Annotated in this window: 20 protein-coding genes; 1 reads left to right on the top strand and 19 read right to left on the bottom strand. The window is 62.9% G+C overall.

Annotation, left to right across the window (positions count from 1 at the left end; all coding sequences use genetic code 11):
* Positions 1 to 41: 41 nt before the first annotated feature.
* The 18 genes from rplE to rpsL all read right to left on the bottom strand — a co-directional run bounded on the left by rplE (position 42) and on the right by rpsL (position 10,829).
* Positions 42 to 599, bottom strand: coding sequence for a 50S ribosomal protein L5 (gene rplE / locus B5V03_RS04490; RefSeq protein ID WP_129268069.1), 558 nt, complete (start codon positions 597 to 599; stop codon positions 42 to 44).
* On the bottom strand, positions 592 to 906 hold the full coding sequence (gene rplX, locus B5V03_RS04485) for a 50S ribosomal protein L24 (RefSeq protein WP_129268067.1): 315 nt from the start codon (positions 904 to 906) through the stop codon (positions 592 to 594). Before rplX ends, rplE begins: the two co-directional genes overlap by 8 nt.
* Positions 906 to 1,274: a 50S ribosomal protein L14 gene (rplN, locus tag B5V03_RS04480; RefSeq protein ID WP_027535299.1), complete on the bottom strand. Its 369-nt coding sequence runs from the start codon at positions 1,272 to 1,274 to the stop codon at positions 906 to 908. The genes rplX and rplN overlap by 1 nt, the downstream gene beginning before the upstream one ends.
* Before the next feature lie 83 nt (positions 1,275 to 1,357).
* Positions 1,358 to 1,606, bottom strand: a complete 249-nt coding sequence (gene rpsQ, locus B5V03_RS04475; RefSeq protein WP_007603028.1) for a 30S ribosomal protein S17 — start codon at positions 1,604 to 1,606, stop codon at positions 1,358 to 1,360.
* 13 nt (positions 1,607 to 1,619) lie between these two features.
* Positions 1,620 to 1,826 (bottom strand): 50S ribosomal protein L29, encoded by a 207-nt coding sequence (gene rpmC / locus B5V03_RS04470; protein ID WP_007603026.1) that lies wholly within the window; start codon positions 1,824 to 1,826, stop codon positions 1,620 to 1,622.
* 5 nt (positions 1,827 to 1,831) lie between these two features.
* Positions 1,832 to 2,245, bottom strand: a complete 414-nt coding sequence (rplP, locus tag B5V03_RS04465; protein ID WP_092034896.1) for a 50S ribosomal protein L16 — start codon at positions 2,243 to 2,245, stop codon at positions 1,832 to 1,834.
* Positions 2,246 to 2,277: 32 nt separating this feature from the next.
* Positions 2,278 to 3,003, bottom strand: a complete 726-nt coding sequence (gene rpsC, locus B5V03_RS04460) for a 30S ribosomal protein S3 (protein ID WP_129268065.1) — start codon at positions 3,001 to 3,003, stop codon at positions 2,278 to 2,280.
* Between the two features lie 18 nt (positions 3,004 to 3,021).
* Entirely contained in the window at positions 3,022 to 3,408 is a 387-nt protein-coding gene (gene rplV / locus B5V03_RS04455) for a 50S ribosomal protein L22 (protein WP_092034894.1), read from the bottom strand.
* Positions 3,409 to 3,418: 10 nt separating this feature from the next.
* Complete coding sequence (gene rpsS / locus B5V03_RS04450; protein ID WP_008136357.1) at positions 3,419 to 3,697, bottom strand: 30S ribosomal protein S19; 279 nt, start codon at positions 3,695 to 3,697, stop codon at positions 3,419 to 3,421.
* Between the two features lie 12 nt (positions 3,698 to 3,709).
* Positions 3,710 to 4,543, bottom strand: a complete 834-nt coding sequence (rplB, locus tag B5V03_RS04445; RefSeq protein ID WP_129268063.1) for a 50S ribosomal protein L2 — start codon at positions 4,541 to 4,543, stop codon at positions 3,710 to 3,712.
* 12 nt (positions 4,544 to 4,555) lie between these two features.
* Positions 4,556 to 4,858 (bottom strand): 50S ribosomal protein L23, encoded by a 303-nt coding sequence (locus B5V03_RS04440; RefSeq protein ID WP_097658740.1) that lies wholly within the window; start codon positions 4,856 to 4,858, stop codon positions 4,556 to 4,558.
* The gene (gene rplD / locus B5V03_RS04435) at positions 4,855 to 5,475 is read right to left on the bottom strand and encodes a 50S ribosomal protein L4 (RefSeq protein ID WP_027535291.1); all 621 of its coding nucleotides are present in this window, start codon (positions 5,473 to 5,475) and stop codon (positions 4,855 to 4,857) included. Before rplD ends, B5V03_RS04440 begins: the two co-directional genes overlap by 4 nt.
* Position 5,476: 1 nt before the next feature.
* Positions 5,477 to 6,190, bottom strand: coding sequence for a 50S ribosomal protein L3 (gene rplC / locus B5V03_RS04430; RefSeq protein WP_106944315.1), 714 nt, complete (start codon positions 6,188 to 6,190; stop codon positions 5,477 to 5,479).
* A 53-nt stretch (positions 6,191 to 6,243) separates the two neighbouring features.
* Entirely contained in the window at positions 6,244 to 6,552 is a 309-nt protein-coding gene (rpsJ, locus tag B5V03_RS04425) for a 30S ribosomal protein S10 (protein WP_002712302.1), read from the bottom strand.
* Positions 6,553 to 6,637: 85 nt separating this feature from the next.
* Positions 6,638 to 7,828, bottom strand: a complete 1,191-nt coding sequence (gene tuf, locus B5V03_RS04420; RefSeq protein WP_129268061.1) for an elongation factor Tu — start codon at positions 7,826 to 7,828, stop codon at positions 6,638 to 6,640.
* Positions 7,829 to 7,868: 40 nt separating this feature from the next.
* Positions 7,869 to 9,941: an elongation factor G gene (gene fusA, locus B5V03_RS04415; RefSeq protein WP_129268060.1), complete on the bottom strand. Its 2,073-nt coding sequence runs from the start codon at positions 9,939 to 9,941 to the stop codon at positions 7,869 to 7,871.
* Positions 9,942 to 9,971: 30 nt separating this feature from the next.
* Complete coding sequence (gene rpsG, locus B5V03_RS04410) at positions 9,972 to 10,442, bottom strand: 30S ribosomal protein S7 (protein WP_129268058.1); 471 nt, start codon at positions 10,440 to 10,442, stop codon at positions 9,972 to 9,974.
* 15 nt (positions 10,443 to 10,457) lie between these two features.
* Positions 10,458 to 10,829, bottom strand: a complete 372-nt coding sequence (gene rpsL / locus B5V03_RS04405) for a 30S ribosomal protein S12 (protein ID WP_007603006.1) — start codon at positions 10,827 to 10,829, stop codon at positions 10,458 to 10,460.
* Between the two features lie 682 nt (positions 10,830 to 11,511).
* Between rpsL and B5V03_RS04400 the strand changes: the two genes are divergently transcribed.
* On the top strand, positions 11,512 to 12,756 hold the full coding sequence (locus B5V03_RS04400) for an FAD-dependent oxidoreductase (RefSeq protein ID WP_129268056.1): 1,245 nt from the start codon (positions 11,512 to 11,514) through the stop codon (positions 12,754 to 12,756).
* Here the strand turns inward: B5V03_RS04400 and B5V03_RS04395 are convergent.
* Positions 12,678 to 14,699 carry an ABC transporter ATP-binding protein gene (locus B5V03_RS04395; protein WP_129268054.1) on the bottom strand — a complete coding sequence of 674 codons (2,022 nt, stop codon included), beginning with the start codon at positions 14,697 to 14,699 and terminating at the stop codon, positions 12,678 to 12,680. The genes B5V03_RS04400 and B5V03_RS04395 overlap by 79 nt on opposite strands.
* Between the last annotated feature and the right edge of the window lie 110 nt (positions 14,700 to 14,809).

The following is a 14,809-nucleotide window of genomic DNA, read 5'->3' as shown; positions in this document are numbered from 1 at the left end:
GCTCCTGGGTATCCGCGTTTGAGAGGCTTTAGGTCAGCGTCTCACTGCCGGAACGGGAAATTGAAAGCGGTCAACAAGGCCCTCGCCTCGTCGTCGGTCTTGGCCGTGGTGCAGACGGTGATGTCCATACCGCGAGCTTCCGTGACCTTGTCGAAGTCGATCTCGGGGAAAATGATGTGTTCCTTGATGCCGAGCGAGTAGTTGCCACGGCCGTCAAAGCTCTTCGGGTTCAGGCCGCGGAAGTCGCGGACGCGCGGCAGCGCGACCGTCACCAGGCGATCGATGAACTCATACATATGGCTCTTGCGCAGCGTGACCTTGCAGCCGATCGGCTGGTTTTCACGCAGCTTGAAGGTCGCGATCGCGATACGCGAGTAGGTCACGATCGCCTTCTGGCCGGCGATCTGGGTCAGCTCGGCAGCGGCGGTCTCGGCCTTCTTGCGGTCGTTGACACTGTCGCCAACGCCCATGTTCAGCACGACCTTGTCCAGGCGAGGAACCTGCATCACGTTCTCATAACCGAACTTCTCGGTCATTTCCGTGCGGATCTTCGTGTCGTATTCCGCGCGCAGGCGCGGGGTGTAAGCGGCCTCAGCCATCGATCTCAGCTCCCGAGCTCTTGGCGATGCGGACCTTCTTGCCGTCCGCCAGAATCTTGAATCCGACGCGGGTCGGCTTCCCGTCCTTGCCGACAAACGCGATGTTGGACAGTTGGATCGGCGACTCCTTCGAGATGATGCCGCCCTCCTGGGCCTGCGTCTGCTTCTGGTGACGCTTGACCATGTTGATGCCGCGCACGAGCGCCGTGCCGGCGTCGGGGCGCACTTCGAACACTTCGCCGGTGCGACCCTTGTCGCGGCCGGTCAGCACGATGACCTTGTCGCCCTTGCGGATCTTGGCAGCCATTACAGCACCTCCGGCGCGAGCGAGATGATCTTCATGTGGTTCTTGCCACGCAGCTCGCGCGGCACGGGCCCGAAGATACGGGTACCGATCGGCTCGGACTGGTTGTTGATCAGAACGGCGGCGTTGCGGTCGAAGCGGATGACCGAACCGTCGGCGCGGCGGATGTCCTTGCGGACGCGCACCACGACGGCCTTCATCACGTCGCCCTTCTTCACCTTGCCACGCGGAATTGCTTCCTTGATCGAGACGACAATGATGTCGCCGATCGTGGCGTAGCGGCGCTTGGAGCCCCCAAGCACCTTGATACACATGACACGGCGTGCGCCAGAATTATCGGCCACGTCGAGGTTGGTCTGCATCTGAATCATTGATGCACCTCGTCCTCTTCAATTTGCGCCAGCCCAGCCGGCGCTCAACATTTCCCTGAAGTCAGTCGGCTAAGGCCAACAGATCAGGCGCTTTTCTTGTGTTCGCCCCGGATCACGACCCAGCGCTTCAACTTCGAAATCGGCTTCGATTCCTCGATCCACACCATGTCGCCCGGCTTGAACTCGTTGCTCTCGTCGTGCGCGTGGTAGTTCTTCGAACGGCGGATCGTCTTCTTGTAGATCGGGTGCGTGAAGCGGCGATCAACGCGCACCACGATGGTCTTGGCTTGCTTGTCGCTGACGACCACGCCCTGCAAAGTACGTTTCGGCATCTTCGTAAGCCTCTTACTTCTTCTTCGCGCGCGTCTGCGCGGCGACGGTCTTGATCCGGGCGATGTCACGGCGAGCCTCGCGCAGGCGCGAGGTGTTCTCGAGCTGCCCGGTGGCGCGCTGGAAGCGCAGGTTGAAGCGCTCCTTCTTCAGGTTCAGGATGGCGTCATCCTGCTGATCGGGGCTCAACGCGCGGATGTCTTCGATCTTCATCTGTGCCATGGCCATTACTCCGCAATGCGCTCGACGAAGCGCGTCTTGATCGGCAGCTTGGCGGCCGCGAGCGTCAGCGCTTCCTTCGCGGTCTGCACCGTGACGCCGTCGATCTCGAAAATCACCCGGCCCGGCTTGACGCGCGCGACCCACAGTTCCGGCGCGCCCTTGCCGGAGCCCATGCGGACTTCAGCGGGCTTCTTCGACACCGGAACGTCGGGGAACACGCGGATCCAGACACGGCCGGCACGCTTCATGTGGCGGGTCAGCGCGCGGCGAGCGGCCTCGATCTGGCGCGCGGTGACGCGATCAGGCTCGGCCGCCTTCAGGCCGAACTGACCGAAGGCCAACGTCGCGCCCGAAGACGCAACGCCGTGGATACGGCCCTTATGCGCCTTCCGGAACTTCGTTTTCTTAGGTTGCATCATGGCTTCAAGCCCTCAAATTCTCTGTGCTGGCGTCAGGCCGCAGCGTTGTCACGGCGCCCACGGCCACCGCGATCACCACCGCCGCTGGTCTCGCCTTCGGCCATTCTCTTGTCCTGGGCCATCGGATCGTGCTCGAGGATCTCGCCCTTGAAGATCCAGACCTTGACGCCGCAGGTGCCGAAGGTCGTGAACGCGGTCGCAACGCCGTAGTCGATGTCGGCGCGCAGCGTGTGCAGCGGCACGCGACCTTCGCGGTACCACTCCATGCGCGCGATTTCCGCACCGCCCAGGCGACCCGAGCAGTTGATGCGGATGCCTTCCGCGCCGAGACGCATCGCCGACTGAACGGCGCGCTTCATGGCGCGGCGGAACGCCACGCGGCGCTCCAGCTGCTGCGCGATCGACTCCGCCACCAGCGTCGCATCGAGCTCCGGCTTGCGGATTTCGACGATGTTGATGACGACGTCGGACGACGTGATGTCCGCGACTTTCTTGCGCAGCTTGTCGATGTCGGCGCCCTTCTTGCCGATCACCACGCCCGGACGAGCCGAGTGGATGGTGACGCGGCACTTCTTGTGCGGACGCTCGATCACGATGCGGGCGACGGCAGCCTGCTTGAGCTCCTTGTGCAGGATCTCGCGGATCTTGACGTCCTCATGCAGCAGCTTGCCGTATTCCTGCTTGCCGGCGAACCAGCGGGAATCCCAGGTCCGGTTGATGCCGAGACGCAGACCGATCGGATTGATCTTTTGACCCATCGTGTGCTCCTGCGTCCCTTAAGCCGCTGCTTCGGCTTCGACCTGACGAACGATGATCGTCAGCTGCGAAAATGGTTTGTAGACACGGCCCGAGCGGCCACGGCCACGGGCGGCAAAGCGCTTCATCACGAGGCCGTTGCCGACGAAGGCCTGCGCCACAACCAGATCGTCGACGTCGAGGTCGTGGTTGTTCTCGGCGTTTGCGATAGCCGATTCCAGGCACTTCTTCACGTCAACCGCGATCCGCTTGCGCGAAAACTGCAGGTCGGCGAGCGCAGAAGCCGCCTTCCGGCCGCGAATGAGCTGGGCGACCAGGTTGAGCTTCTGCGGGCTCACCCGAAGCATCCGGGCGACCGCCTTGGCCTCGTTCTCGGCGAGGCTCCGTTCGCGCTTAGGTTTGCTCATCGTTTAATCCTCAAGCCTTCTTGGCTTTCTTGTCGCCCGAGTGGCCATGGAAGGTCCTGGTCGGCGAGAACTCGCCGAACTTGTGACCGACCATTTCCTCGTTGACGGCCACCGGCACGTGCTTCTGACCGTTGTAAACGCCGAAGGTCAGGCCGACGAATTGCGGCAGGATCGTCGAGCGACGGCTCCAGATCTTGATGACGTCGTGACGGCCGGACGCGCGGGCGGCATCTGCCTTCTTGAGCAGAGAACCCTCGACGAACGGGCCTTTCCAGACTGAACGAACCATGTCCGGCGTTCCTTACTTCTTCCGCTTGTGGCGGCTTAGGAGAATGAATTTGTTGGTCGACTTGTTGGTGCGGGTCTTCTTGCCCTTGGTCGGCTTGCCCCACGGGGTGACCGGGTGGCGACCGCCCGAGGTACGACCTTCACCACCGCCGTGCGGATGGTCGATCGGGTTCATCGAAACACCGCGGTTGTGCGGCTTGCGGCCCAGCCAGCGGTTGCGGCCGGCCTTGCCGATCGAGGTGTTCATGTGATCCGGGTTCGACACCGCGCCGATCGTGCCGCGGCAACGACCGTGCACCAGGCGCTGCTCGCCCGAATTCAGGCGGATGATCACGTAGTCCTGGTCGCGACCGACGAGCTGGGCATAGGTGCCCGCGGAACGGGCGAGCTGGCCGCCCTTCCCGATCTTGACCTCAATGTTGTGGATGATCGTGCCGACCGGCATGTTGCCGAGCGGCATGACGTTGCCCGGCTTCACGTCGACGTAGTTGCCGGCGATGATGGTGTCACCCACGGCCAGGCGCTGCGGCGCCAGGATGTAGGCCTGCTCGCCGTCCTGATACTTGATCAGCGCGATGAAGCCGGTGCGGTTCGGATCGTATTCCAGCCGCTCGACGGTCGCGGGGACGTCGATCTTCTCACGCTTGAAGTCGACGGTGCGCAGCGTCCGCTTGTGACCGCCGCCGCGGAAGCGCACGGTGATGCGACCGGTGTTGTTGCGGCCGCCCGAGGAGTGCTTGCCTTCGGTGAGCGCCTTGACCGGCTTGCCCTTGTAGAGCGCCGAACGATCGACCATGACCAGCTGGCGCTGGCCCGGCGTCGTGGGATTGAATGTCTTCAGTGCCATCGTCGTACGACCTTACAGACCGGTGGTCACGTCGATCCGGTGACCCTCTTCGAGAGTCACGATCGCGCGCTTGGAATTCGACTGCGAGCCGAGATTGCCGCGGAAGATCTTGGTCTTGCCCTTGCGGACGAGCGTGTTGACGCTCTTGACCTTGACGTCGAACAGCTTCTCGATCGCTTCCTTGATCTGCGGCTTGGTCGCCTTGGCGGCCACCTTGAACAGCACCTTGTTGTGCTCCGAGGCGATCGTGGCCTTTTCGGTCACGACCGGCGACAGGATCACGTCATAGTGGCGAGGCTCGATGTTCTTGCTCATTTGAAGCGCGCCTCCAGCGCATCGATGGCGGCCTTGGTCAGAACGAGCTTCTGGCGGCGCAGGATGTCATAGACGTTGATGCCCTGGATCGGCAGCACGTCCATGTTCGGGATGTTGCGGGCCGCAGCGGCAAAGCCGTTGTTGAGCTCGGCACCGTCGATGATCAGCGCGTTGGTCAAGCCGAGGCCCGAGAAGTGACCGAGCAGCGCCTTGGTCTTGGCGGCTTCCAGCGCGGCCTTGTCGATCACCAGCAGATCGCCGTCCTTGGCCTTGGCCGACAGCGCATGCTTGAGAGCAAGCGCACGGACCTTTTTCGGCAGGTCGGTGGCGTGCGAACGCACCACCGGACCGAAGGCACGACCGCCGCCGCGGAACTGCGGCACGCGGGCCGAGCCGTGACGAGCACCGCCGGTGCCCTTCTGCTTGTACATCTTCTTGCCGGTGCGCCAGATCTCGGCGCGGCCCTTGGCCTTATGGGTGCCGGCCTGACGCTTGTTGAGCTGCCACTGCACGCAACGTGCAATGATGTCCTGGCGCGGCTCGAGACCGAAAATGGTGTCGGAAAGCTGGACGGAGCCCGCTTCCTTACCTTCGAGGGTGGTGACCTTCAATTCCATCTCACGCCTCCTGCGCAGCCGGAGCGGCGTCCGCTTCGCCAGCAACCTTGAACTTGCCGGGCTTCGGAGCATCCTTCGGCAGCGGCTTCTTGACGGCGTCGCGCACGCGAATCCAGCCGCCCTTGGAGCCGGGAACGGCGCCTTCGACGAGGATCAGGCCGCGCTCGACATCGAGCTGAACGACTCGAAGGTTGAGCGTGGTGATGCGGTCGACACCCATGTGGCCGGGCATCTTCTTGTTCTTCCAGGTCTTGCCGGGGTCCTGACGGCCACCGGTCGAACCGATCGAACGATGCGAGACCGACACGCCGTGAGTGGCCCGCAGACCGCCGAAGTTCCAGCGCTTCATGCCGCCGGCAAAGCCCTTGCCGACCGAGGTGCCGGTGACGTCGACGAACTGGCCGACGACGAAGTGGTCGGCCAGGATCTCGGCGCCAACCGGGATCATCTGATCCGCGGAAACGCGGAATTCCTCGACCTGCCGCTTCGGCTCGACCTTGGCGACCGCGAACTGGCCGCGCTCCGCCTTGGGCATGTAAACGGTCTTGCGGCTGCCAGAACCAAGCTGGAGCGCGACATAACCGTTCTTCTCTTCAGTGCGGTGGCCTACGACCTGGCAATTGCCGAGCTTCAGCACGGTCACGGGGATATGTTCGCCGGCCTCTGTAAAGACCCGCGTCATCCCGACCTTTTGTGCGATCACTCCGGAGCGCATCGGCGTGCTTCCTGTTCTTTCTGTCCGCAAGTCGCGAACGTGATCCAAAAATCTTAGAGCTTGATCTCGACGTCGACACCGGCGGCCAGGTCGAGCTTCATCAAAGCATCGACGGTCTGCGGGGTCGGATCGACGATGTCGAGCAGGCGCTTGTGAGTGCGCATCTCGAACTGTTCGCGGCTCTTCTTGTCGACGTGCGGCGAACGGTTGACGGTGAACTTCTCGATGCGGGTGGGCAGCGGAATGGGTCCGCGGACCTGCGCACCGGTGCGCTTCGCCGTGTTCACGATCTCGCGGGTCGACGTATCGAGGATACGATGGTCGAACGCCTTGAGACGGATGCGAATATTTTGGCCGTTCATTGCCGTGTCTTTCTTAGTGAGTGGCGAGTAGCGAATAGCGAATGGTTTCTAATCCACCCGCTACTCGCCATTCCCTATTCGCTTGTTACTCGATGATCGAGGCGACGACGCCGGCGCCGACGGTGCGGCCGCCTTCGCGGATCGCGAAGCGGAGCTTCTCTTCCATCGCGATCGGCACGATCAGGTGCACTTCCATCGCGATGTTGTCGCCCGGCATCACCATCTCGGTACCTTCCGGCAGATGCACGACACCGGTCACGTCGGTGGTGCGGAAGTAGAACTGCGGACGGTAGTTGGTGAAGAACGGGGTGTGGCGGCCGCCCTCTTCCTTGGTGAGGATGTAGGCCTCAGCCTTGAACTTGGTGTGCGGCTTGACCGAACCCGGCTTGGCCAGAACCTGGCCGCGCTCGACGTCTTCGCGCTTGGTGCCGCGGAGCAGCGCACCGATGTTGTCGCCGGCCTGGCCCTGATCGAGCAGCTTGCGGAACATTTCGACGCCGGTAACGGTCGTCTTCTGGGTGGCACGGAGACCGACGATCTCGATTTCCTCGCCGACCTTGACGATGCCGCGCTCGACACGGCCGGTCACGACGGTGCCGCGGCCCGAGATCGAGAACACGTCTTCAACCGGCATCAGGAACGGCTGGTCGATCGGACGCTCCGGCTGCGGGATGTACTCGTCGACGTTCTTCATCAGCTCGAGGATGGCGTCGTGGCCGAGCTTCTTGTCGGAATCTTCGAGAGCGGCGAGCGCCGAGCCCTTGATGATCGGGATCTTGTCGCCCGGGAATTCGTACTTCGAGAGCAGCTCACGGACTTCGAGCTCGACGAGCTCGAGCAGCTCCGGATCGTCGACCATGTCGCACTTGTTGAGGAACACGACCAGCGCGGGCACGCCGACCTGGCGGGCGAGCAGGATGTGCTCGCGGGTCTGCGGCATCGGGCCGTCGGCAGCCGACACGACCAGGATCGCGCCGTCCATCTGGGCGGCACCGGTGATCATGTTCTTCACGTAGTCGGCGTGGCCGGGGCAATCGACGTGGGCGTAGTGGCGGTTCTTGGTCTCATACTCGACGTGGGCGGTCGAGATGGTGATGCCGCGCGCCTTCTCTTCCGGCGCCTTGTCGATCTGATCGTACGCGGTGAACGTCGCACCGCCGGTCTCGGCGAGGATCTTGGTGATCGCCGCGGTCAGCGACGTCTTGCCATGGTCGACGTGACCGATGGTGCCGATGTTGCAGTGCGGCTTGTTACGTTCAAACTTTGCTTTGGCCATTTGACTCTCCGTTCAATCGTCAGTTCTGGACCGACGACAATCAGGCAAACTTCTTCTGGACTTCTGCCGACACGTTGGCCGGCGCTTCTGCGTAGTGGTCGAACTGCATCGTGAAGGTCGCGCGACCCTGGCTCATCGAGCGCAGATTGTTCACGTAGCCGAACATGTTCATGAGCGGCACCATCGCGTTGATGACGTTGGCATTGCCGCGCATGTCCTGCCCCTGGATCTGACCGCGCCGGGAATTCAGGTCGCCGATGACCGAGCCGGTGTAGTCTTCCGGGGTCACCACTTCGACCTTCATGATCGGCTCGAGCAGGACGGACTTGCCCTTCTGAAGCGCTTCGCGGAATGCAGCGCGCGAAGCGATTTCGAAGGCGAGCGCCGACGAGTCGACGTCGTGATACTTGCCGTCGACCAGCGAGACCTTGACGTCGACGACGGGGAAGCCCGCGACGACGCCGGCACCCATCACGCTGTTGAGGCCCTTTTCAACGCCGGGGATGTATTCCTTCGGAACCGCACCGCCGACGATCTTGGACTCGAACTCATAGCCCTTGCCGGGCTCGTTCGGCTCAACCACGATCGACACTTCCGCGAACTGACCGGTACCACCGGTCTGCTTCTTGTGGGTGTACTTGACCTCAGCCTTCTTGGTGACGCGCTCACGGAACGCAACCTGCGGCGCGCCGATGTTGGCGTCGACCTTGTAGGTACGGCGGAGGATGTCGACCTTGATGTCGAGATGGAGTTCGCCCATGCCCTTGAGGATGGTCTGGCCGGACTCCTGGTCGGTCGACACGCGGAAGGACGGATCCTCCGCAGCGAGCTTCGCCAGCGCCACGCCCAGCTTTTCCTGGTCGGCCTTGGACTTCGGCTCGATCGCGATCTCGATGACCGGCTCGGGGAATTCCATCTTCTCCAGGATCACCTGCTTGTCGGGATCGCACAGCGTGTCACCGGTGCGCGCTTCCTTCAGGCCGGCCAGCGCGACGATGTCGCCGGCATAGGCTTCCTTGATGTCTTCGCGGTTGTTCGCATGCATCAGCAGCATTCGTCCGATGCGCTCCTTCTTTTCGCGCGTCGAGTTCACCACGCCGGTGCCGCTCTGGAGGACGCCCGAGTAGATGCGGCAGAAGGTGATGGTGCCGACGAACGGATCGTCCATGATCTTGAACGCGAGCAGCGCGAGCGGCTCCTTGTCGTCCGCCTTGCGCACGACCTCGTTGCCGTCATCGTCGGTGCCCTTGATCGCGGGCACGTCGACCGGCGACGGCAGATAGTCGACGACGGCGTCGAGCAGCGGCTGCACGCCCTTGTTCTTGAAGGCCGAGCCGCACAGCACGGGATAGAACGCCCCGGTCAGCACCGCCTTGCGGATCAGCCGCTTCAGCGTCTCTTCGTCCGGCTCCTTGCCGTCGAGGAAGGCAGCCAATGCGTCGTCATCGAGTTCGACGGCGGCTTCCACCATCTTCTCGCGATATTCCTTGGCCTGCTCGACCATATCTTCCGGAATGTCGACATAGTCGAACTTCGCGCCGAGCGATTCATCGTTCCAGATGATGCCCTGCATCTTCACGAGGTCGACGAGACCCTTGAAGTTGTTCTCGGCACCGATCGGAAGCTGGATCGCGATCGGCTTGGCGCCGAGTCGGTCGACGATGTCGGCCAGGCACTTGAAGAAGTCAGCGCCGGTCTTGTCCATCTTGTTGGCGAAGACGATGCGCGGAACCTTGTACTTGTCGCCCTGGCGCCAGACGGTCTCGGTCTGGGGCTCGACGCCCTGGTTCGAGTCGAGCACGCAGACGGCGCCGTCGAGCACGCGCAGCGAACGCTCGACTTCGATGGTGAAGTCGACGTGGCCGGGGGTGTCGATGATGTTCAGGCGCTTGCCGGCCCAGAACGCGGTGGTGGCAGCCGAGGTGATCGTGATGCCACGCTCCTGCTCCTGCTCCATCCAGTCCATCGTCGCGGCACCTTCGTGCACTTCGCCGATCTTGTGGCTCTTGCCGGTGTAATAAAGGATGCGCTCGGTGGTCGTGGTCTTGCCGGCATCGATATGCGCCATGATACCGAAATTGCGGTAGTTCTCTATGGCATGAACGCGAGGCATGGGATGTTCCTTAGATTCCGTGTGTCGCCGTTACCAGCGATAGTGCGAGAAGGCGCGGTTGGCTTCGGCCATCCGGTGCACGTCTTCACGCTTCTTGACGGCGTTGCCACGGTTGTTCGACGCGTCCAGGAGCTCAGCGGAGAGCCGCTCGGTCATCGTCTTCTCGTTGCGGTCACGCGCAGCCGAGATCAGCCAGCGAATGCCCAGGGCCTGACGGCGCACCGAGCGAACCTCAACCGGGACCTGATAGGTGGCACCACCGACGCGGCGGGAGCGCACTTCGATCGTCGGCATGACGTTCTCGAGTGCCTGCTCGAACACGCCGAGCGGGTTCTGCTTGGTCTTGGATTCGATGATACCAAACGCACCATAGACGATGCCTTCGGCGACCGACTTCTTGCCGGCGTACATCACCGAGTTCATGAACTTCGTGACGATGATGTTCCCGAACTTCGGATCCGGGAGAACTTCGCGCTTTTCCGCTGAGTGGCGACGAGACATGGAGCTGGTTCCCGCTTACTTCGGACGCTTCGCGCCGTACTTCGAACGACGCTGCTTACGGTTCTTGACGCCCTGGGTATCCAGAACGCCGCGGAGGATGTGGTAGCGCACGCCGGGCAAATCCTTGACGCGGCCGCCGCGGATCATGACCACCGAGTGCTCCTGAAGGTTATGCCCCTCACCCGGGATGTAGCCGATCACCTCGAAGCCGTTGGTCAGGCGCACCTTGGCGACCTTACGAAGCGCCGAGTTCGGCTTCTTCGGGGTCGTCGTGTAGACGCGGGTGCAAACACCACGCTTCTGCGGCGACTGCTGCAGCGCCGGCACTTTCTTGCGCGACTTCTGCACTTCACGCGGTTGAGCGATCAGCTGGTTGATCGTCGGCATCCTGGCCTTACCCTTTGTTATCGCAGCCCCTTGCGGGGCCGCTGTCTTGCCGCGGCCCGTTGCCGGAACCGCAATTCTTTTCGGGCCACCCGCCCGACGAGGCCGCCTCGCACGGAACAATCCGCACAAAGCGAAATTGCGCCAACCGCTCCATCACCGAGCGGAAAGCGTTACGACGCCACAGAGGACCGCAGTTTTGAGGCCAATCAGCGTAAAGCTGCGGCCCGCGCACCGAGGTCATGCATCCGAATTCGATCTCAAGAGAACATGCTCAAGAGAGCTAAAATCGCACTGGCATTGCCTAGCTATGATCGACAGCGTTTGAGCGGCATTCGTCGAGGTTGGTGCCCGCTTTAGCGACCCCTCGGGATCTAATCCCTGGAGATCAACGGGTGGCCCGTTCCGACGTTGGCAATGCTCACCGCCTGTCGTTAAGTGAGGCGCTTTCTATAAGTGGGAGTCGATCAAGTCAAGGCGAAACGACAGTCAGAAACCACTTCTGGCACCAGCCGAACTCGATGTTGACCGCACTCGCTACGCCTCCTCGATATGGCAACGTCGAGCCTGTTCCGCTATCCCAGCGACCCATTTATACCCGGAAGAAATATACTTTTATAACCCCTGCTAAGGCTTTTTTTCCTGTTGATGCGTCAATCTGCCAGCTTCGGCAGAGATTTGCGTCATGCGGTACACCGACATTGCCATTATCGGCGGCGGGCTTTCGGGCTCGACCGCCGCCGCAATGCTCGGCCGTGCCGGCATTTCGGCGGTGCTGATCGATCCGCATGAGAGCTATCCGGCGGATTTTCGAGTCGAAAAACTCAGCGGCCACACCCAGGTCGAGCGATTCCTGAGGACGGGAATCGGAGAATCGGTCCTGCGGCGGGCGACTTTCGCCGGCGAGAACTGGATCGCCCGATTCGGCCGCCTGCTCGACAAGGCACCGAGCCGGCAGTTCAACATCCTCTATGATTCCCTGGTGAACGCCATCCGCGACGAGATCCCTGAGGCCGTCGAACGCCTCTGCGCCAAGGCCGTCGCGGTCGAGGCCAGCCCGGAGCGGCAGAAAATCGTGCTCTCCAATGACGAGACGATCTCCGCCCGCCTGGTCGTGCTCGCCAATGGCCTCAATGTCGGCCTGCGCCACCAGCTGGGAATCACGCGAAAAATCGTCAGCACCTGCCATTCGATCTCGATCGGATTCGACGTGGTGCCGGCCGGGCGGAATGCGTTCGACTTCCCGGCGCTGACCTATTTCTCGGAGCGGCCGAGCGACCGCATCCCCTACATCACGATGTTTCCGGTCGGCACGCGGATGCGTGCCAATCTGTTCGTCTATCGCGGCTTTGACGATCCCTGGCTACGCGAGTTGCGCCGGGCTCCCGCCGAGACGTTGAACGCGGCCCTGCCCCGGCTCAAGCGCATCACCGGCGCCTTCGACATTCCGGGCGAGCTGAAGATTCGCCCGGTCGATCTCTATGTGAACGATGCAAGCGGCCAGCCCGGCCTCGTGCTGGTCGGCGATGCCTTCTCGACCTCGTGTCCCGCCGCCGGCACCGGCTGCGACAAGGTCTTCACCGACGTCGAGCGGCTCTGTAATGTCTACATCCCGCATTGGCTCGCCTCCGACGGGATGGATGCGGACAAGATCGCCGGCTTCTACGCCGATCCGGTCAAGCGGGCCTGCGACGAATGGTCGGCGGCGAAGGCGTTCGACTTCCGCTCAGTCTCGATCGCCGGGAGCCCCTACTGGACCGCGCAGCGCTGGGCGCGCTTCATCGCCTGGTCGGCCCAGGGCCTGCTGCGGCCACTTGGAGGCGCGCTGCACATGGAGCCGAACTTCCTCGGTCACTCCTCCTCGTCGTCCTCGTCCTCATCATCCTCGAGGTCGTCTTCATCCTCGTCGTCGCTGTCGTCGTCGGCCTGAGCCACGGCGCCATGCGGCTGGTGGGTCTGGTCGTTCCACAGCTTGCGATAGGTGCCGTTCCTGGCGAGCAGCTCGGCATGCGAACCGCGCTCGATCGCCCTGCCCCCTGAAATCACGATGATCTCGTCCATCTCGACCACCGAGCTCAGGCGATGGGTCGACCAGATCATGGTGCGGCCCGTGGCGACCTTGAGCAGCGTGCGGTTGATGGCAGCTTCCGTGGTCTGGTCCAGCGCCGAGGTGGCCTCGTCCAGCAGCAGCACGGACGGGTTACGGATGACCGCGCGCGCGATCGCGATGCGCTGGCGCTGGCCGCCCGAGAGCGTGTCGCCGCGCTCGCCGACCGGCGTGTCGTAGCGCTGCGGCAGGCTCATGATGTAGCGGTGGATCTCGGCCTTCTTCGCGGCCTCCTCCACCTCTGCGTCGGTCGCGCCTTCCTTGCCGAGCCGGATGTTCTCGCGGATCGACATGTTGAACAGCATGTTCTCCTGGAACACCACCGCCATGCTCCGGCGCAGCGAATCCAGCGTCACCTTGCGCACGTCGACGCCGTCGATGGTGACGCGGCCCTCGTTGGGCACGTAGAGCCGCAGGATCAGGTTGAGCAGCGTGCTCTTGCCGGAGCCCGAGGGGCCGACGATGGCGATGCGCTTGCCGACATCGAGCTTGAGGCTGAGATTGTCCAGCACAGGCGTCTGGCTGCCCTCATACTGGAAGGTGACGCGGTCGAAGGTGATGTCGTGGGTGACGCGCGGCAGGTCAGGCGCGCCGGGGCGATCGGCGCCGCGCGTCGGCTCGTCCAGCAGCTCCTGGATGTGGCGGATCGCGGCGGCCGAGGAGATCGACACCGGGATGAAGTGCATCACATGGGCGATGTTGTAGGAGACCTCCCAGAACGCGCTCTCGAAGGTGACGAAGGTGCCGATGGTGATCTGGCCCTTGGTCGCCAGATAGGCGCCGATCGCGAGCACGACGAGGTGCAGCAGCAGCACCGAGATGGTGACGGTCCGCTCCACCATGGTCGAGAGGAACGCGGCTGACGCGATCTTGCGGCGCGTCTCGTCGTTGCGGAAGGTGAAGAAGCCGAACATCCTGCGCTGCAGGCTGAACGCCTTGATCACGGCCTGCGCGGCCACGTTCTCCTGCACCATGCCGAGCAGCGCGCTTTCGTTCTGCTTCTGCTCGTAATTGGCCTGCACCGCCTTCGGGGTGAGGATGCGCGGGCCGATCAGCGTGATCGGGAACACCAGCAGCGCGACCACGGCGAGCTGCCAGTTCAGGAACACCATCAGGATGATGCCGGCGATCAGTTCCAGGAACGGCAGCGCCGCGCTGTTCGCGAAGGTTTTCACCGAACCTTCGAAGGCAGCCTGGTCGACGGAGAAGCGCGACAGTATCTCGCCGCGCTTGGTGCGGCCGAAATAGGCCGCCGGCAGGTCCTGGACGTGCTCGAACAGGCGCTTGCGGACGTCGGAGATGATGCAGGCAGCGAGCCGCGCGTCCCAGCGCTCGTACCAGACTGCGACGATGGAGGTGAAGATGCCGGCGACCGCGAGCACGCCGAGGATCTTGTACAGCGCCTGGAAGTCCTCCTCGCCGAGCGCGTCATCGATCAGGTACTTCAGGCTGAGCGGCATGATGACGTTGAACAGCGTCTCGACGACGACGCCGAACGCCACGAATGACAGCATCCGCTTGTAGTTGGTCAGGAACGGCTTGACGAAACCCAGGATGGTCGCGAGCGCGCCGGCGGCCTCGCGCGCGGTAAAGACGACGAGGTCCTCGTCATCATCGTCGTCGTCGAGCTCCAGCTCGTCATCCTCCTCGTCGTCGTCCTCCTCGTCTTCGAGGTCCGGCTTGACGGGGACGAGCTTGTCGTCGCGCTCGGCCGCCTCTTCCGCAGCGAGCTTCTGTTTGTCGGGAGAGGGAGGCCTGGACGCCATGAAACCAACCGATGCTGACGGCCGGCATGACCGCGGAGAAAGCAGGAAATAGCGGTAACGCTATTGCACCGATTCTATGCGATCAGAATGAATTCGGCAAAGCAATTGGC

It is taken from the genome of Bradyrhizobium betae (assembly GCF_004123905.1).
In the GTDB taxonomy this organism is placed as follows: Bacteria; Pseudomonadota; Alphaproteobacteria; order Rhizobiales; family Xanthobacteraceae; genus Bradyrhizobium; species Bradyrhizobium betae_A.
This window is presented reverse-complemented; position numbering and strand designations above follow the sequence as displayed.

Bases quoted from the DNA above. Each gene is read 5' to 3' on its own strand.
- rplC (WP_106944315.1), bottom strand. From the start codon at position 6,190: ATGCGCTCCGGAGTGATCGCACAAAAGGTCGGGATGACGCGGGTCTTT.
- rpsQ (WP_007603028.1), bottom strand. From the start codon at position 1,606: ATGCCGAAACGTACTTTGCAGGGCGTGGTCGTCAGCGACAAGCAAGCC.
- rplD (WP_027535291.1), bottom strand. From the start codon at position 5,475: ATGGAATTGAAGGTCACCACCCTCGAAGGTAAGGAAGCGGGCTCCGTC.
- rpsG (WP_129268058.1), bottom strand. From the start codon at position 10,442: ATGTCTCGTCGCCACTCAGCGGAAAAGCGCGAAGTTCTCCCGGATCCG.
- rpsS (WP_008136357.1), bottom strand. From the start codon at position 3,697: ATGGTTCGTTCAGTCTGGAAAGGCCCGTTCGTCGAGGGTTCTCTGCTC.
- rplN (WP_027535299.1), bottom strand. From the start codon at position 1,274: ATGATTCAGATGCAGACCAACCTCGACGTGGCCGATAATTCTGGCGCA.
- rplV (WP_092034894.1), bottom strand. From the start codon at position 3,408: ATGAGCAAACCTAAGCGCGAACGGAGCCTCGCCGAGAACGAGGCCAAG.
- B5V03_RS04440 (WP_097658740.1), bottom strand. From the start codon at position 4,858: ATGAGCAAGAACATCGAGCCTCGCCACTATGACGTGATCCTGTCGCCG.
- rpsC (WP_129268065.1), bottom strand. From the start codon at position 3,003: ATGGGTCAAAAGATCAATCCGATCGGTCTGCGTCTCGGCATCAACCGG.
- rpsL (WP_007603006.1), bottom strand. From the start codon at position 10,829: ATGCCGACGATCAACCAGCTGATCGCTCAACCGCGTGAAGTGCAGAAG.
- tuf (WP_129268061.1), bottom strand. From the start codon at position 7,828: ATGGCCAAAGCAAAGTTTGAACGTAACAAGCCGCACTGCAACATCGGC.
- B5V03_RS04400 (WP_129268056.1), top strand. From the start codon at position 11,512: ATGCGGTACACCGACATTGCCATTATCGGCGGCGGGCTTTCGGGCTCG.
- rplE (WP_129268069.1), bottom strand. From the start codon at position 599: ATGGCTGAGGCCGCTTACACCCCGCGCCTGCGCGCGGAATACGACACG.
- rplP (WP_092034896.1), bottom strand. From the start codon at position 2,245: ATGATGCAACCTAAGAAAACGAAGTTCCGGAAGGCGCATAAGGGCCGT.
- rplX (WP_129268067.1), bottom strand. From the start codon at position 906: ATGGCTGCCAAGATCCGCAAGGGCGACAAGGTCATCGTGCTGACCGGC.
- rplB (WP_129268063.1), bottom strand. From the start codon at position 4,543: ATGGCACTGAAGACATTCAATCCCACGACGCCGGGCCAGCGCCAGCTG.
- fusA (WP_129268060.1), bottom strand. From the start codon at position 9,941: ATGCCTCGCGTTCATGCCATAGAGAACTACCGCAATTTCGGTATCATG.
- rpmC (WP_007603026.1), bottom strand. From the start codon at position 1,826: ATGGCACAGATGAAGATCGAAGACATCCGCGCGTTGAGCCCCGATCAG.
- rpsJ (WP_002712302.1), bottom strand. From the start codon at position 6,552: ATGAACGGCCAAAATATTCGCATCCGTCTCAAGGCGTTCGACCATCGT.
- B5V03_RS04395 (WP_129268054.1), bottom strand. From the start codon at position 14,699: ATGGCGTCCAGGCCTCCCTCTCCCGACAAACAGAAGCTCGCTGCGGAA.